We start from the raw sequence: 17,090 nt of genomic DNA on the forward strand, positions 1-17,090 counted from the left end.
ATGGGCCGAAGTGAAGCAATGAAATGAGAATGATTCTCATTTCATTATTCACGTGCCACACGGTGAAAGCAAGCGTTTTCGCGCGCGCTCCGGCAGTATCGCAGGCAGACTGCTGACGAATTTCTACAGGCGCGTCTCGCGCGCTGCGCGCAGGAATTCATCCAGCACCGGCGTGCAATCGAGCAGGTCGACGCCGCCCGCGCGGTGGAACTCGGGGTGCCATTGCAAGCCCATGACGAAGTTGGCGCGCTGGTAGCGGATCGCCTCGATGATGCCGTCCGGCTCGGACATGGCTTCGATGCGGATATCGCGCCCCAGGTCCTTGACGGCCTGGTGGTGAATCGAGTTGACCATCGCCTGCTGGATATTGGGGAACATGCGGCCCAGGGACGAGCCCTTGGGGAACACGATCGCATGACGGTGCGCATCGTACAGGTCGTGCACATGTGCCAGCGCGTCGGGACGGTCGGTGGCGACGTCCTGGTGCAGCGTGCCGCCAAAGGCGACGTTGATCAGCTGGCAGCCACGGCACACTCCCAGGACCGGTTTGCCGGCGTCGACGAATTCGTGCAGCAGTTCGAGTTCGTACACGTCGCGTGCGCGGTCGCCGCTCCATTCGGGGCGCGTGGGCGTTTCAGAATAGGTTTGCGGCGCGACGTCGGCGCCGCCCTGCAGCACCAGGCCATCCAGGTGACGTGCATAGTGGCGCAGCGTGATGTTGCTGGGGTGGAGCAAGCCGTTGGTGTTGACCGTCGGGATCATGAACACCAGCACGTCGCGCGACATGACCCACTGGGCAATGGACTCCTCGAGATACTGCAGGTTTTTGCTCAACAGCCCCTTGGCGCCGGCTTCGGGATGGAAGATGCGGGCCGAGACGCCGATGTGCAGCGTGCGCTGCATGATGTCGCGACTGAAGCGTTCACGCAGCGAGCGAAAGCGCGACGTGATGACCCGGCCAGCCAGGGCCACCGGGTTGTCGCCATCGCGCATATAGCGCGCCGGTCCGCGTGCGTGCTGGCCGCCGCTGGCGCGCCGGTCGGGCACGCGCACGCGCGTCTCGCGACGTTCATCGATATCCGCCTCGGGCGAGGGGTCGTCTGGCTTGCGCTTGATGGGTTCGTCTTCGGTCATGTCAATAATATAACTTCGGCAATGCTGCGCACGATTCAAAGTTGTTACAAAAGGTCGCCATGCGCTCAGACCGGCACGTCGAGCAGCTTCTGGAAGGTCAGCATCAGGTGGCGCCCTGCCACGGGCGTCTCGAGCAAGCCGCGCGCGCCGGCCAGCCGGGCGCGGGCGCTGTCGTACTGAAACGATGGCGCGACCATGAACACGACCGGCGTGCGCCCGGCGCCGGCCTGCGCCTTGATCGATGAGCACAGCGCATACGGTTCGATGCCCGGGGCGGCCGTGTTGATCAGGACCAGCGCCACCGGCGTCTCGTCGCACAGGCGCACGGCGGCGGCCCGGCTGTCGGTCCATTCGACGCCGATCCGGCGCGGCCCGAGCACCTGTGCCACCCGGTTGCGCAGGTTGCACGCCTGATCGACGATCAATACCGAACCATCGACGGGCCCATGGCGCAGTCGCGTGTAGAATGCGGGCGTTTCAAGATCCGGCCCCAGACGCGGACGGCGGCGGCGTTCGGCCAGCACGCGGCGCGCACGGGCGCCCTGCTGGGCCAGCGCATGCACGCGCGTGTCGAGCAGTTCGGCCAGCCGGCCATGCAATGCCCGTTGGTCAAGTGGGCGGGTCAGAGTTGGCCAACAAGTGGCGTCAGTGCCGCCGATGACCAGTGCCGGTTGCAGTGCATCGGGTGGCCGGCGCGCCAGTTGTGCCAGCGCAAACGGGTTGTCGCCATTGGCAACCAGCAGATCCGGCTCTTGCAAACTATCGGCATGCAGGCAAGAATACGACGGCCCGGCGCCCGGCGCGTCTTCGAGCAGCGCCGCCAGCCGGGCGGTTTCAACCGGATCAAAGCCGATCGGACGCACGGTGAACAGACAATGGGATCGCTGCATCGGGCCCCACCCTTCTTGCATCGATTATGTATTTACAGCGTAATCTAACACAAAGATGCAAGGCGAAAAGCACGACATAAGCGCAAAATACTGTATATTTATACAGTTAAAAAGCATTTCCTTTTCCGCTCGACAAGATAGAATGCCAACGCATTCTACAAATACTCTTCAAGATGGCCTCCAAGAAACCCGCTCCAGACTACAGCGAATCATCCATCCGTGTCCTCAAGGGACTCGAACCTGTGAAACAGCGTCCGGGCATGTACACCCGCACGGAAAATCCGCTCCACATCATCCAGGAAGTGATCGACAACGCCTCCGACGAGGCGCTGGGTGGCTATTGCAAGAACATCAGCGTCACGATGAACCCGGACGGCTCGATCACGGTCGAAGATGACGGCCGCGGCATCCCGGTCGGCATCCACCCTGAAGAAGGCGTGTCCACGGTCGAGATCGTGTTCACGCGCCTGCACGCCGGTGGCAAATTCGACAAAGGCTCGGGCGGCGCGTATGCGTTCTCGGGCGGCCTGCACGGCGTCGGCGTGTCGGTCACCAATGCGCTGTCCAAGCGTCTCGAGATCGAAGTCTGGCGCAAGGACGATCAGGGCAACGGCCAGCACAAGCTGGTGTTCGCCGCTGGCGACGTGATCGAACCCCTCACCTCCGCGCCATTCGAGCGCGGCGGCAAGAAGAACGGCACGCGCGTCACGGCCTGGCCGGACGGCAAATACTTCGATTCGCCAACCATCCCGATGAACGACCTGCAGCGCCTGCTGCGCTCGAAAGCCGTGCTGCTGCCGGGTGTGACGGTCACGCTCACGAACGCCAAGGGCGAAGTGCAGACCTGGCGCTACGACGAAGGCCTGCGTGGCTACCTGACCGAGGCGCTGGCGCAAAGCTCCACCGGCGAAACCCTGATCCCGCTGTTCGAAGGCGCGCAGTACGCGGCCGCCGGCGACGACAGTTTTGCCGAAGGCGAAGGCGCGGCCTGGGTCGTGGCCTGGACCGAAGAAGGCGGCGTGGTGCGTGAATCCTACGTCAACCTGATCCCCACCGTCAGCGGCGGCACGCACGAAGCGGGCCTGCGCGACGGCCTGTATGGCGCCGTCAAGAACTTCGTCGAGCTGCATGGCCTGCTGCCAAAAGGCGTCAAGCTGCTGCCCGAGGACGTGTTCGCGCGCGTCTCGTTCGTGCTGTCGGCCAAGGTGCTGGACCCGCAATTCCAGGGCCAGACGAAAGAACGCCTGAATTCGCGCGATGCGCTCAAGCTGGTCTCGACCTTCACCAGGCCGCCGCTCGAACTGTGGCTGAACCAGCACGTCGAATACGGCAAGAAGCTGGCCGAACTCGTGATCCGGCAGGCGCAATCGCGCCTGCGCTCGCTGCAGAAAGTCGAAAAGAAAAAATCGTCGGGCGTGGCCGTGTTGCCAGGCAAACTGACCGATTGCGAATCGAACGACATCACGCGCAATGAGCTGTTCCTGGTCGAGGGCGACTCGGCCGGCGGCTCGGCCAAGATGGGCCGCGACAAGGAATTCCAGGCCATCCTGCCGCTGCGCGGCAAGGTGCTCAACTCGTGGGAGACCGACCGCGACCGCCTGTTCGCCAACAATGAAATCCACGATATCTCGGTGGCGATCGGCGTCGATCCGCACAGTGCCAGCGACTCGCCCGACCTGACCGGTCTGCGCTATGGCAAGATCTGCATCCTGTCCGATGCCGACGTCGACGGCTCGCACATCCAGGTGCTGCTGCTCACGCTGTTCTTCAAACACTTTCCGGCGCTGTTCGCGAACGGGAACATCTGCATCGCGCGCCCGCCGCTGTTCCGCGTCGACGTGCCCGCGCGCGGCAAGAAGCCGATCCAGAAGCTGTATGCACTCGACTCGGGTGAGCTGCTGGCCATCGAGGACAAGCTGAAAAAAGAAGGCCTGAAGGAAGGCGTGTGGAGCATCTCGCGCTTCAAGGGCCTGGGCGAGATGAACGCCGAGCAGCTGTGGGAAACGACGATGAACCCGGACACGCGCCGCCTGCTGCCCGTGTTTTTGGGCGACTACGACCACGCCGAATCGTCGGCACGCTTCAATATGCTGATGGGCAAAGGCGAAGCCGCCGCGCGCCGCGCCTGGATCGAAGAACACGGAAACGAGACCGAGGCCGATATCTAATACGCCGCACCGGCCATCCGCCCCGCGCGCAACAGAACAGACACCATGACGAACCAACCAAGTCTCTTTGAACAGCAACACGAGCCGTCCGACGTCGAGACGCTCACCCTCTCCACCTTCGCCGAGCGCGCCTACCTCGACTACGCCGTTTCGGTGGTCAAGGGCCGCGCACTGCCGGACGTGTCGGACGGCCAGAAGCCGGTCCAGCGCCGCATCCTGTACGCGATGAATGAACTGGGCCTGGGCCCGACCGCCAAGCCGCGCAAGTCGGCGGCCGTGGTCGGCGACGTGCTCGGCAAACTGCACCCGCACGGCGACCAGTCGGTGTACGACGCGCTGGTGCGCATGGCGCAGGACTTCTCGCTGCGCTACCCGCTGATCGACGGCCAGGGCAACTTCGGCTCGCGCGACGGCGACGGCGCCGCCGCGATGCGCTACACCGAAGCGCGCCTGACGCCGATTGCCCGCATCCTGATGGATGAAATCGACATGGGCACGGTCGATTCGCAGCCGAACTACGACGGCTCGACGACCGAGCCGCGCACGCTGCCGGCACGCCTGCCGATGGTGCTGCTCAACGGCGCCTCGGGCATCGCGGTCGGCCTGGCCACCGAGATCCCGTCGCACAATCTGCGCGAAGTGGCTGCTGCCGCCGTCGCCATGATCCGCAATCCCAAGATGTCGCACGCCGAGCTGATGGCCATCGTGCCGGGCCCCGACTTCCCGGGCGGCGGCCAGATCATCACGCCAGCGTCCAGCATCGCCGACATGTACGCGGTCGGCCGCGGGTCGATGAAGGTGCGCGCGCGCTGGAAGATCGAAGAACTGGCGCGCGGCCAGTGGCAGGCGATCGTCTACGAACTGCCGCCGGGCTGCTCGTCGCAGCGCGTGCTCGAAGAAATCGAAGAACTCACCAACCCGAAGGTCAAGGCCGGCAAGAAGGCGCTGCTGCCCGAGCAGCTCGCGCTGAAGAACACCGTGCTGGGCGCGCTCGACACGGTGCGCGACGAATCGGGCCGCGAAGCCGCGGTGCGCCTGGTGTTCGAGCCAAAGTCGAAGAACCAGGACCAGAACGAATTCATGCTGATGCTGCTCGCGCACACGTCGCTCGAGTCGTCCAGCCCGATCAATATGGTGATGATCGGCGGCGACGGCCGTCCGCGCCAGAAGGGTCTGGGCACGATCATCCAGGAGTGGATCGACTATCGCTTCACGACGATCCGCCGTCGCACCGACTTCAAGCTGGCCAAGGTCAACGACCGCATCCACATCCTGGAAGGCCGCGAGACCGTCCTGCTGAACATCGACAAGGTCATCGCCATCATCCGCAACTCGGATGAACCGAAGGCCGCGCTGATCGAGGAATTCCGCCTGAGCGAGCGCCAGGCCGAAGACATCCTCGAGATCCGCCTGCGCCAGCTGGCGCGCCTGGAAGCGATCAAGATCCAGCAAGAGCTGGCCGACCTGCGCAGCGAAAAGGAAAAGCTGCAGGACATCCTCGAGAACCCATCGTCGATGAAACGCCTGATCATCCGCGAAATCGAAGCCGACGCCAAGCAGTTCGGCGACGAGCGCCGCACCGTGATCGAAGAAGCGCAGCGCGCAGTGGCCGAGCAGAAGGTCGTCGACGAACCGGTGACCGTCATCGTGTCCGAAAAAGGCTGGGTGCGTGCCCGCACCGGCATCGGCCACGACCCGGCGCAGTTCGCGTTCAAGGCCGGCGACTCGCTGTACAAGGCGTTCGAATGCCGCACGGTCGACCATCTGCTGGGCATTGGCGACAATGGCAAGGTGTATTCGGTGCCGGTCGCGGCGCTGCCTGGTTCGCGCGGTGACGGCGTGCCGATCACGACGCTGGTCGATTTGTCGGGCGGCATCCGCATCCTGCATTACTTTGCCGGCAATCCCGAGACGCGCCTGCTGCTGTCGACGTCGGACGCCTTCGGCTTCATCACCAAGGCGGGCGACATGGTCAGCCGTCTGAAAGGCGGCAAGTCGTTCATCACGCTGAACGACGGCGCGACGCCGCTGCCGCCAAGGGTCGTGACCGACAGCTGCGGCGCGATCGCGTGCCTGTCCGAAAAGGGCCGCGTACTGGTGTTCGGCATCGACGAGATGAAGGTGCTGACCAATGGCGGCCGCGGCGTGACGCTGATGGAACTCGAGCCAAAAGAAACCATGCTGGCGGCGCAGCCGATCAATCAGAAGGGGCTGAACGTGATCGGCACCTGGGCCGGCGACAAGGCGCGCACGGTCGAGCTGTTCGCATCGGGGCTGGAGCCACACTTCGGCAAGCGCTCGCGCAAGGGCAAGGCCTTGTCAGCGCGCATGAAGGCGCATGATCTGGGAATGCGGGCAGCCGAAACCGATACCGTGAAAACGTAACGCGACCACAATCCCGTTCAGTAACACAGCTGGGGTCATAAAACAGCTGGGGTCAGGTCTGACATTCGGACACGACCTCAGCTACGCCATTTCCCCAGCCGGGGTCAGGTCTGACATTCGGACACGACCTCAGCTATGCCATTTCCCCACCCGGGGTCAGGTCTGACATTCGGACACGACCTCAGCTATGCCATTCTGAATGGTATTTTGCCCCAGTAGTAGCATGGCGCGGTGCCAGCTAGTTTTGACTACCGGACTGTCGAGATCGTGTCCGAATGTCAGACCTGACCCCCGCTTTTCCCCGCTTTTCCAGACAAAAAAAATGCCGGCTGAGCCGGCATTTTTCATTGGAGCTACTTGCTTAGTTCTTTGCAGCAGCCTTGTGCACGTCAGCCTGGGCTTCGGCGCGGACCTGTTCGGTCTTGGCAGCAGCGGTTGCCTTGTCGGCAGCAGCGTCGACCTGTGCTTTCAGCACTTTCTCGTCAGCCTTGATCATCTTCTTCTCGGCCTTCAGGTTGGCGTCAGCCACTTTGCCTTCGGCCTTGGCCATTGCCTTGGCGCGGTCTTCAGGATCGGCCTTGGCGACGTTCGCAGCAGCGTCGGTGTGGGTCTTGACCAGCTTGGCATGTGCGTCGCCCTTGGCTTCGGTGGCCTTGGCCACGGTCTTGTTCAGCTTCTGGTCAGCCTTGACGGCGGCCTTGATTTCTTTTTGTTCGGCCTTGATGACGTCTTTTTCAGCGCTGGCTTCCGCCTTCACGATGCGGTTGTCCGCAGCGGTGGTGGTTGGTGCGGTGGTTTGGGCGTGAGCAGCGGTAACCATCAGGCCGGCGATAAGGGTTGCGATCAGTTTGTTCATGATGAATTTCCTTTTGGTGGTCGCTGTACAGAGCGGGTTGCCCGTGCAGTCGTTGTTGTTTTTCAGTGATTCCAGAATACGGCTTCACCACCGTCCGGTCTGTTAGCCAGCACACGCAGAAATTGTCAGAGTTGTAAGCAAAGATTACTGATGAACAGAGCCTGCGTACAAGTCGATGATGTCAGTGACGCCGTCGCGGCACACCGGGCAGAACGCATCGCTGCGGTCGAACATCAGGCACTGCATCGCGGGCCGGTAGTAGCCGCTGGCCTCGTAGTTGGCGCCTTCAAAAGCCCCGACCGCGTGGCGGTGCGGCTGCCCGTCGAACAGCGCGTTGGTCTGCTTGAGGTCTTCACGGAACAAGGCGCTCATTTCCGACTCCGGCCGGTTGGCCTCGCGCAGCGCGGCGCGCTTTTTCTGGTAGGCGCGCGACGCGGCTTCGTACTCGGCCTTCGGCCACGGCGTCGGCAACGGCGTACCAGCTGTCACATGACGCTGCCATTTGAGTCTGGCCGGGTCACGCAGCGCGGTGACGTTCGGTTCCCACGGCTCCATGCGTCCACTCGCCGCAGCGTACGCCACCGGCGACGTGTAGTACTCGTCGGCCAGGCCCGCGAAGTGGTGCCCGAACTCGTGCACGAACAGGTAGTCGGCCCAGTCGTTGCTGGCTGCCGCGGTGCTGAACTGGCCGAAGATCCCGCCGCCGCCGTAGGTCTCATTGTTGACAAGGATTTCGATGAATTCGTACGGCGCATGCTGGGCGATATCGCGCAGCGCGCGGTTGTCGAGCGTGAGCACATAGCGCTCGCTCCCAAAAATGTCGTAGCGCGTACCCAGCGCCGAGGAATGGTGAACGCCGGTCGATGGCCGGCTGATGCCCGATTGCCCGGTCGGCACGGCCATCGCCAAGACATTGAAGTCCTTCGCCCGCTCCTTGAACGGCGACACCGAAAACAGATGCGCCGACAGGCGCCGCGCATCCTGCTCGAACTTGGTCATCTCTGCCTGCGTGTAGCCATCACCCAGAATCAGCAGGTCGACCTTGTCGGGCGACGGGCCACTGACGCGGATCGGGATCGGCTTTGCCGCTGGCGGCGGCTGGCGCTTGACCACATCGGGCGCGTTCGGATCGACGTCGATGCTCCAGGCGACTGAGAACTGGTTGCGCTCGTCGCGCTTCAGGATGCGCACGCGCACCGGCTGCGCGAACTGGGGGAAGCGCACCGACTCGCTGAAACTGCGGCTGATGCGCCCTGCTTCCTCGGTCGTGCGCCATTCGCCGAACACGGTGGAGAAACCGCGCGAGTACAGCACGTCGCCCGTTTTCGGATCAACCACTTCGACCCGGTTCTGGCCACGGTTGGTGTCGTCCAGATTGCGCGCGGCGCTGCCTGGCCAGGGCAACGGCTCGATAACGACGCGTTCGATCGCGTAGCCATCGGCCAGCGCATTGCCGCTGTGCGTGTAGTCCAGGCGGACCGTAGCCGGCTGCGCGGCGTGGGCAAGTGAAGCGAATGCGCCAAGCAGCAGCGCAGCGAAGGAGTGAAACAGGCGCATTGCGAATCCCCGACAAGTAGATCGCGCTATTCTAAGCCCGCGGTGAGCTGCGGCGACGCCGTCACCTGTCAGATGTGCCAGGCCAGGGCGATTGACCCGGTTGGGTAGCCACGCCACAATCAGCCTGGTCATCCTTGTCCATCCGGAGTCCCGATGTTTTGCCTGCGCGCCTGCCTTGCTGTTCCGCTGTTCAGTGCCTGCCTGGCCCATGCCGCTCCAATCTGCAAGCCCGGCCAGCCGATCGACGAAAGCGGTTTCGTGGAGATCGGTGGCATCGCGCAGTGGGTCACCGTCAGCGGCGACGACTGTGCCAATCCGGTGCTGCTGTACGTGCATGGCGGCCCGGGCAATCCGACTTCGGTGTTTGGTGCCGGCCCGTATGCCTCGTGGCGCAAGCACATCACGCTGGCGCAGTGGGATCAGCGCGGCAGCGGCATGACCTGGGGCCGTCACCGCCCCGGCGAGGACGTCCCCTTGCGCATCGACCAGCTGCGCGACGATGGCCTCGATGTGGCGCGCTATCTGACGCAGCGTTTCGGCAGAGACAAGGTGATCCTGCTGGGCAGCTCGTGGGGCTCGATGATCGGCGCCCACATGGCCAAAGAAAAGCCGGGGCTGTTCTGCGCCTATGTTGGCGTGGCCCAGTTGGTAGGTTACCGGGACAATGCCACGTCGTGGAACACGGTCATTGCACGCGCGAGGGCAGCGAACGACACTGCCACCGTCACGCAACTGGAGGCGCTTGGCCCGCCGCCCTGGACCAATCCGCGCAACTTCGGCATCGTGCGGCGCGCCGTGCGCAAGTACGAGGCGCCCAACATCGATCCAACGCCGCCATCCTGGTTCGAGGTACTGCCTTTGTATGCTTCGCCGCAGGCAAAGGCCGACTACACCGAAGGCGAGGATTATTCGTTCCTGAAGTTCGTCGGCTGGAAAGGCGACGGCATGGCGTCCACGATGGACCTGTACCGCCTGGGAACGCGCTACGAGCTGCCGGTCTATCTGGTGCAGGGAACTGAAGACCTGCTGACCGAGCCGAAGGTCACGCGCCGCTTCTTCGAGGCCATCACGGCGCCCGACAAGGCTCTGGTCGAGGTGCCGCGCGCCGGCCACGATCCGAACGGCCCGCTGATCGACGCACAGCGCCAGGTGCTGGCCGAGCGGCTGCACTGGCGCTGCGACTGAGCGATCACCGGTACTGATACAACGGCCGTTGCACCACGATCGGCCGGATATCGAGCCGCACGTTGTAGACCGAATAGGCTTCGCTGTACGCCGACTGGTAGCCGACCGTCTCGTTCACCCGGCCGAGCTTGAACTCGAAGCCGAGGTCGGGCCGGTCGGCATTCGGGCTGTCGAGCGACAAGCCGATTGCATCCGGCTGGTCACTGTCGACCAGCTTGGACATCAGGTCGACCACCGTGCCGTTGCCGAGGATATCGGCCGAGAACAGCGGCCCGCGCCAGTACGGCTTGTTCGCATCGAGCTTGCCGCGCACTTTCTCGGGCGCCGGTGTGAACACCTTGCTGTCCAGGTTGAAGCGGTCGCCGTTATCGAGATAGCTCAGCCGGCCGTTACTGAGGTTGAACGTACCGTCGCGCGTGGCGGCGTTGCTCAGGTCAACCAGCAGCGCGCCACGATAGCCGAGCACTTCGACGTCGCGCTTCGGGCCAACGACCATCGCCGTGTTCTCGTCGATGCCCAGGCCGATGTTGTAGCCCTTGGCCAGCATCGCTGGCAGCATGCGCGCAAAGCGCCCGCGCACCAGCAGGTGCTGGTCGATGAAGACGTCGTCGCCGATGAAGCCCAGGCCGCGCGTGATCTGGCGGCCATCGGCCACGCCATGCTGCAGCGTGCCCAGCACCGAGCGCGGATGGCCGAACATCGTGGCGCTCATGATGGCAGCGCCGGCGCTCGAGCCGGCGATGACGCCACCGCGCCGGTACATGTCCCACAGCGCATCGAGCAGTTGCGTGTTGCTGCCGTCGGGCCGGCGCAGCGCATTCGTGATGCGCGCCTGGTCGCCGCCCGAGAAGTAGGCGCCGCCAGCCGAACGCACCGCCTCGACCAGCGCCGGATCTTCGGCTGCGGCGCGCACGTCGGAACCGTCGAGGCGTTCGGCGACGGGGACGAAGAAGGCGCTGGCGCCGTGCTGGTTCAGACGTTCGATGAGATAGTTGCCGGCCCGTTCCGGGCTGGCCGAGGCCGAAGCGAACACCGCGATGCGGGCGTTTTTGCCGCCGGCAAGCTGCACGATGCGCGTCCAGACGGCGTCGTTGTCATCGCGCAGCGCGCCACCGATGATGACGAGCGAGCCCTTCGGCTGCGGTGACGATGGCATGGACGGCAACTCAGCGGCGTGGCTACTGATGCTGGTGACGACGCCCAGTGCGAGCGTGGCATGGACAACAACACGGACGACAGATTGGAACATGCGGCTTCCCCCGATAAGTCATCAGCGTAAGCCTGATTCCAGTTTCACGTCGCCGTGTTGAGTGCGCTCAGGATAAGTAGATGTTGGGAAAGTAACGCTCCATCAATGTCTCTGGACGCAACGGCGGCGTGAACCCGAAGCGTTCGTACAGGCCGTGGCAATCCGACGTGGCCAGCGTGAAGCGGCGCAATTGCTGCAGGCTGGGATGCCGCATCACCACACCGATCAATTGCTTGCCATAACCACAGCCACGCGCTTCCGGCACGACGAACACGTCCACCAGGTTGGCGAAGGTGGAAAAATCGGTGATCACGCGCGCAAAGGCGATCTGGCGACCATCGAGGTAGCCGCCAAAGCACAGCGAGTTTTCGATGGCGCGCTCGACGACGGGCCGCGAAATCCCCACGGCCCAGGTGGACTGCTCGCTGAGAAAGCGGTAGATCATTGGAATGTCGAGACGGGTCTGGTCAGTGCTGACCTCGAAGCTGGAATCGTTCGTCATCATGGCCTGGACAAGGTGACAAAAAGTCATTCTAGCGCCGATTGGTACCAACGCAAGCGGCGATGTGACGTGCCGCACCGGATTTTGCCAGGGCCTGCCTGCGAGTCTGCCTGCAAGCCTGCCTGCGAGCCCGGCCAGCCATGCCGCATGGCACACAGGCAGCGCAGTTTATAATCGAGGGATCCCCAACCGGAATCCCAACATGACCGAACAATTCTCCAAAAAAGCCGAAGCCTGGTCTGCCCGCTTCTCCGAACCTGTATCGGATCTCGTCAAGCGCTACACCGCATCGGTCTTCTTCGACAAACGCCTGGCGCCGCACGACATCGAGGGCTCGCTGGCGCATGCCGAGATGCTGGCCGCGCAAGGCATCATCAGCGAACACGACCGCGCTGAAATTGAACGTGGCATGACCCAGATCCGGGCCGAGATCGACGCCGGCAGCTTCGAGTGGCTGCTCGACCTCGAGGACGTGCACCTGAACATCGAAAAACGCCTGACCGAACTGGTGGGCGACGCCGGCAAACGCCTGCACACGGGCCGCTCGCGCAACGACCAGGTCGCAACCGACATCCGCCTGTACGTGCGCGCCGCGATCGACGACATCGTCACGCTGCTCGCCAGCCTGCGCGGCGCCCTGACCGACCTGGCCGAACGCCACGCCGACACGATCATGCCGGGCTTTACGCACCTGCAGGTGGCCCAACCGATCACCTTTGGCCACCACATGCTGGCCTACGTCGAAATGTTCGGCCGCGACGCCGAGCGCATGCTCGACGCACGCCGCCGCGTGAACCGCCTGCCGCTGGGCGCCGCCGCATTGGCCGGCACCACCTTCCCGATCGACCGCCTGCGCGTGGCCAAAACGCTTGGTTTTGACGACGTGTGCCACAACTCGCTCGATGCAGTGTCAGACCGCGACTTCGCCATCGAGTTCACGGCCGCCGCATCGATTCTGATGATGCACATCTCGCGCATGTCCGAAGAACTGGTCATGTGGATCAGCCCGCGCATCGGCTTCATCGACATCGCCGACCGCTTCTGCACCGGCTCGTCGATCATGCCGCAAAAGAAGAACCCGGACGTGCCGGAGCTCGCGCGCGGCAAGACCGGCCGCGTGTATGGTCACCTGATTGGCCTCCTGACCCTGATGAAAGGCCAGCCGCTGGCCTACAACAAGGACAACCAGGAAGACAAGGAACCGCTGTTCGACACAATCGACACCGTGATGGACACGCTGCGCATCTTCACCGACATGGCCTCGGGCATCACGGTCAAGGCCGAGAACATGCGCTCGGCAGCGCTGCAGGGCTATGCCACGGCCACTGACCTGGCCGACTACCTGGTCAAGCGCGGCCTGCCGTTCCGCGACGCCCACGAAGCGGTGGCGCATGCCGTGCGCGCCTGCGACGATGCCGGTTGCGACCTGTCCGAAATGTCGCTCGAGACGCTGCAGACGTTCTCGTCGTTGATCGAAGAGGACGTGTTCGCGGTGCTGACGCTCGAGGGTTCGGTGGCCGCGCGCGACCACGTGGGCGGCACCGCGCCGAACCAGGTCCGCATCGCCATCGAGCGCGTGCGCAAGCAGCTGGCCGAGTAATCTCGCACCCCGAAGCGGGCCGGCGCTGCTACAGCGCCGGCCCGCTTTTCCATGCCCTTTTTAGATTGATGACGCCATGACCGCACTGCCCGCACGCGACTACGCCGCCTTCCTGTTCGACATGGACGGCACCATCCTGACATCCATCATCGCCGCCGAGCGCGTCTGGGCGGACTGGGCCCGCAGCCACGGGCTGGACGTCGACGTGTTCCTGCCGACGATCCACGGCAAGCGCAGCGTCGACACCGTGCGCGGCCTGGGCCTGCCCGACATCGACGCGGAGGCAGAAGCGCACCGCATCACGCTGGCCGAGATCGAGGACGTCGACGGCATCGAAGCGATTGCCGGTGTGGCTGCTTTCCTGGCCACGCTGCCAGCGGAGCGCTGGGCGATCGTGACGTCGGCGCCGCGCGCGCTGGCCCAGGCGCGCATCGCCGCAGCCGGCCTGCCGCTGCCGCCGGTGCTGGTCGCAGCCGAAGACGTCAAGCACGGCAAGCCGGCACCGGACCCGTTTTTGCTCGGCGCCGAGAAGCTGGGCATGCGCCCGGAAGAATGCCTCGTGTTTGAAGACACGCTGGCCGGCCTGCAGTCGGCCGCCGCCGCCGGCATGGACAGCGTGATGGTCACCGCCACGCACAAGCATCCGGTCGAGACCGATGTGACGGGCGTGCCCGATTACGATGATTTGCGGGCGATTCGTACGGCAGACGGGTTGCTGCGTCTGCAGCGTACGCGCTCGTAATTTTTTTCAAGCCGTTCGACGGTCGTTGAACGCGTGGACGGCACAGCCGTCCACCCTACCTAATGCATCGGATAGTAGGGTGGACCGGGACGCGCAGTCGGGTTCCCCGTCCACGCGTTCAAACCGTTGCTCAATGCCGCGGCGATTCTTCCACTGCGCGCTTCTGCACCAACGTCAAAATGTCATAACTGGCCACCAGCTCATCGCGCTGGTTGGTCACCTGCACATCCCACGCCACCACGCCCTGCCCCCGGCCCTGCTCGTCCGTCCGGTTGCGATCGACCTTGCGCTTGCACGTCAGGCGCGCGCGGATCGTGTCGCCGATCGCCACCGGCGCCACGAAGCGCAGGTTGTCCAGCCCATAATTGGCCAGCACCGGCCCCGGCGCCGGCGAGACAAACAGGCCCGCAGCCGCCGACAGCACGAAGTAACCGTGCGCGATGCGCTGCCCGAACTGCGTGTCCTTGGCCGCGATGGCGTCGAAGTGCATGTAGAAGTAGTCGCCCGAGACGCCGCCGAAATTGACGATATCGGCCTCGCTCACCGTGCGCCGGTGCGTCAGCAACGAGTGCCCGACTTCCAGGTCCTCGAAATGCCGGCGGAACGGATGCAGGTCGCTTTCCTTGACCGCCCCGCCGCGCACGTATTCGCCCGTGACGGCGCCGAGCATCGTGGGCGAACCCTGGACCGCCGCGCGCTGCAGAAAGTGCTTCACGGCCCGGATACCGCCCAGTTCTTCACCACCACCGGCGCGCCCCGGCCCGCCGTGTTTCAGTTGCGGCAGCGGCGAGCCGTGGCCGGTGCTGTCCACCGCCGCCTCGCGGTCGAGGATCAGCACGCGGCCGTGCGATGCCGCCACGATCGGCACCGCGTACGCAGCCAGCGCCGGGTCTTTGGTCGCAAAGGTGGTCACCAGGCTGCCCTTGCCGCGCGCCGCCAGCTCAAGCGCTTCGTCGATGTCGGTGTAGGTCATCAGGGTGCTGACCGGGCCGAACGCTTCCACGTCGTGCACGGCGTCGTTGACCATCGCATTGCGGCATAACAGCAGCGTCGGCGAGAAGAAGGCGCCGCTGGCGACGTTCTCGCCGACCGGCTTGAATCCGTCGCGCGCACCGAACAGCACCTCGTTGCCGCGCGCGAGCAGTTCGACCCGCGCACTCACGTCGCGGTGCTGGTCCATCGAGGCGAGTGCACCCATGCGTACCCCCTCCACCTTCGGGTCGCCCACCGTGATCTTCGCGAGCCGCTCGCGCAGCCGCTCGCCGACCGCATCGACCAGCGCTTCGGGCACGATCACGCGCCGGATCGCCGTGCATTTCTGGCCGGCCTTGCCGGTCATCTCGCGTGCGACTTCCTTGATGAACAGGTCGAACTCGGGATCGGAAGGCAGCACGTCGGGCGCCAGCACCGCGCAATTGAGCGAGTCGGCTTCGGCGGTGAACGGCACCGAGGCGCGAATCAGATTCCCGTTCGCGCGCAGCATCGCCGCGGTGTCGGCCGAGCCGGTGAACGTGACGGCGTCAAAACCACCGAGGCGATCGAGCAGGTCGCCCGTGCTGCCGATCACGAGCTGCAGCGCGCCATCGGGCAGCAGGTTCGAGTCCACCATCATCTTGACCACTGCGTGGGTCAGGTAGCTGGTGGCGGTGGCCGGCTTGGCGATGCACGGCATCGCGGCCAGGAAACTCGGCGCAAATTTCTCGAGCAAGCCCCAGATCGGGAAGTTGAAGGCGTTGATGTGCACCGCCACGCCGCCCCGCGGCACCAGGATGTGGGTGCCGGCAAAGCCGCCCCGCTTGCCCAGTGCGATGGCCGGGCCTTCGTGCAGCACGTTCGACGACGGCAGCTCGCGCGAGCCCATGCTGGCGTACGCAAACAGCGTGCCGATGCCGCCTTCGACGTCGACCCAGCTGTCCTGGCGCGTAGCGCCGGTCAGGTGCGAGATCGAATACAGTTCTTCCTTGCGCTCCATCAGGTACAGCGCGAGCGCCTTCAGCACGGCGGCGCGCTCCTGGAACGTCTGGCGCATCAGCGCCTTGACGCCCGTCTTGCGCGCGAAGGTGAGCGCTTCGTCGAAGTCGATCTTCTCGGCGTGCGTGTGATAGATCAGGGTGCTATCGAGCGCGCTGTGCAGCGGCGTGTGCGATGCGGCGCCGTGCCAGCGGCCGGCGATCAGGCTCTGCAGTGTCGGGATGTGGCCCATAAGGTCTCCAGTAGGTTCAGGACTTCGGCGTGTGCAGCGCGCTCGTGTCGAATGCAATGCGGCCACGGTCCGGCGCCACGGCGGTGTCGGCATCGACTTCGCGCATCGTCTGCAGCGAGCGCACGGCCAGCTCGTGGTACTGGCGCGTGCCGAAGCTCTTCCACGCAACGTCGTCGTCGCTCAAGGCGCGCACCACCTTGGCCGGCGTGCCCATGACCATCGAGCGCGGCGGGATGACCATCCCCGCTTTCACGAAACTCATCGCGGCGACGATCGATTCCGCGCCGACGACCGCCTTGTCCATCACCACCGCGTTCATGCCGACCATCGCATTGCGCCCCACGCGGCAGCCATGCAGCACGGCGCCGTGGCCGATGTGACCATCAACTTCGACCACGGTGTCTTCCAGCGGAAAGCCGTGCATCACGCACGAATCCTGCAGGTTGGCGCCTTCTTCGAGGATCAGGCGCCCGAAGTCGCCGCGCAGGCTCGCGCACGGGCCGATATAACAGCGCGGGCCGACGATCACGTCGCCGATCAGCACGGCGGAAGGATGCACGTAGGCGCTCGGATGCACGACGGGCCGCACACCATCGATTTCATAGACTTTGACCATCGT

Annotated in this window: 13 protein-coding genes; 5 read left to right on the top strand and 8 right to left on the bottom strand. The window is 64.5% G+C overall.

The window, feature by feature from the left end; translation table 11 throughout:
• Positions 1-123 precede the first annotated feature (123 nt).
• Both AC1MGT_RS08255 and AC1MGT_RS08260 read right to left on the bottom strand, forming a co-directional pair.
• Positions 124-1,134, bottom strand: coding sequence for a gamma-glutamyl-gamma-aminobutyrate hydrolase family protein (locus AC1MGT_RS08255; protein ID WP_499503789.1), 1,011 nt, complete (start codon positions 1,132-1,134; stop codon positions 124-126).
• Between the two features lie 65 nt (positions 1,135-1,199).
• Positions 1,200-2,024 (bottom strand): response regulator, encoded by an 825-nt coding sequence (locus AC1MGT_RS08260; RefSeq protein WP_499503790.1) that lies wholly within the window; start codon positions 2,022-2,024, stop codon positions 1,200-1,202.
• 173 nt (positions 2,025-2,197) lie between these two features.
• Between AC1MGT_RS08260 and AC1MGT_RS08265 the strand changes: the two genes are divergently transcribed.
• Complete coding sequence (locus AC1MGT_RS08265) at positions 2,198-4,192, top strand: DNA topoisomerase IV subunit B (protein ID WP_183556269.1); 1,995 nt, start codon at positions 2,198-2,200, stop codon at positions 4,190-4,192.
• Positions 4,193-4,237: 45 nt separating this feature from the next.
• Positions 4,238-6,577, top strand: a complete 2,340-nt coding sequence (gene parC / locus AC1MGT_RS08270; protein WP_499503791.1) for a DNA topoisomerase IV subunit A — start codon at positions 4,238-4,240, stop codon at positions 6,575-6,577.
• Between the two features lie 361 nt (positions 6,578-6,938).
• On the opposite strand, the gene AC1MGT_RS08275 is transcribed toward parC, so the two are convergent.
• Positions 6,939-7,433 carry a hypothetical protein gene (locus AC1MGT_RS08275; protein WP_499503792.1) on the bottom strand — a complete coding sequence of 165 codons (495 nt, stop codon included), beginning with the start codon at positions 7,431-7,433 and terminating at the stop codon, positions 6,939-6,941.
• Positions 7,434-7,577: 144 nt separating this feature from the next.
• Complete coding sequence (locus AC1MGT_RS08280; RefSeq protein WP_499503793.1) at positions 7,578-8,990, bottom strand: IgA Peptidase M64; 1,413 nt, start codon at positions 8,988-8,990, stop codon at positions 7,578-7,580.
• Between the two features lie 153 nt (positions 8,991-9,143).
• Between AC1MGT_RS08280 and AC1MGT_RS08285 the strand changes: the two genes are divergently transcribed.
• Positions 9,144-10,175: an alpha/beta fold hydrolase gene (locus AC1MGT_RS08285; protein ID WP_499503794.1), complete on the top strand. Its 1,032-nt coding sequence runs from the start codon at positions 9,144-9,146 to the stop codon at positions 10,173-10,175.
• A gap of 4 nt (positions 10,176-10,179) precedes the next feature.
• Here AC1MGT_RS08285 and AC1MGT_RS08290 read toward each other — a convergent pair whose 3' ends face one another.
• Positions 10,180-11,424, bottom strand: coding sequence for a cyanophycinase (locus AC1MGT_RS08290; protein ID WP_499503795.1), 1,245 nt, complete (start codon positions 11,422-11,424; stop codon positions 10,180-10,182).
• A 67-nt stretch (positions 11,425-11,491) separates the two neighbouring features.
• Positions 11,492-11,929 carry a GNAT family N-acetyltransferase gene (locus AC1MGT_RS08295; RefSeq protein ID WP_499503796.1) on the bottom strand — a complete coding sequence of 146 codons (438 nt, stop codon included), beginning with the start codon at positions 11,927-11,929 and terminating at the stop codon, positions 11,492-11,494.
• Between the two features lie 199 nt (positions 11,930-12,128).
• On the opposite strand from AC1MGT_RS08295, the gene argH reads away from it, so the two are divergent.
• Complete coding sequence (gene argH, locus AC1MGT_RS08300) at positions 12,129-13,526, top strand: argininosuccinate lyase (RefSeq protein ID WP_499503797.1); 1,398 nt, start codon at positions 12,129-12,131, stop codon at positions 13,524-13,526.
• A 76-nt stretch (positions 13,527-13,602) separates the two neighbouring features.
• Complete coding sequence (locus tag AC1MGT_RS08305; RefSeq protein ID WP_499503798.1) at positions 13,603-14,268, top strand: HAD-IA family hydrolase; 666 nt, start codon at positions 13,603-13,605, stop codon at positions 14,266-14,268.
• 130 nt (positions 14,269-14,398) lie between these two features.
• On the opposite strand, the gene paaZ is transcribed toward AC1MGT_RS08305, so the two are convergent.
• Together paaZ and AC1MGT_RS08315 are read right to left on the bottom strand one after the other, a co-directional pair.
• On the bottom strand, positions 14,399-16,471 hold the full coding sequence (gene paaZ, locus AC1MGT_RS08310) for a phenylacetic acid degradation bifunctional protein PaaZ (protein ID WP_499503799.1): 2,073 nt from the start codon (positions 16,469-16,471) through the stop codon (positions 14,399-14,401).
• A 16-nt stretch (positions 16,472-16,487) separates the two neighbouring features.
• The gene (locus tag AC1MGT_RS08315; RefSeq protein WP_183556256.1) at positions 16,488-17,087 is read right to left on the bottom strand and encodes a phenylacetic acid degradation protein PaaY; all 600 of its coding nucleotides are present in this window, start codon (positions 17,085-17,087) and stop codon (positions 16,488-16,490) included.
• Between the last annotated feature and the right edge of the window lie 3 nt (positions 17,088-17,090).

This window comes from Telluria sp. BA11 (assembly GCF_056680305.1).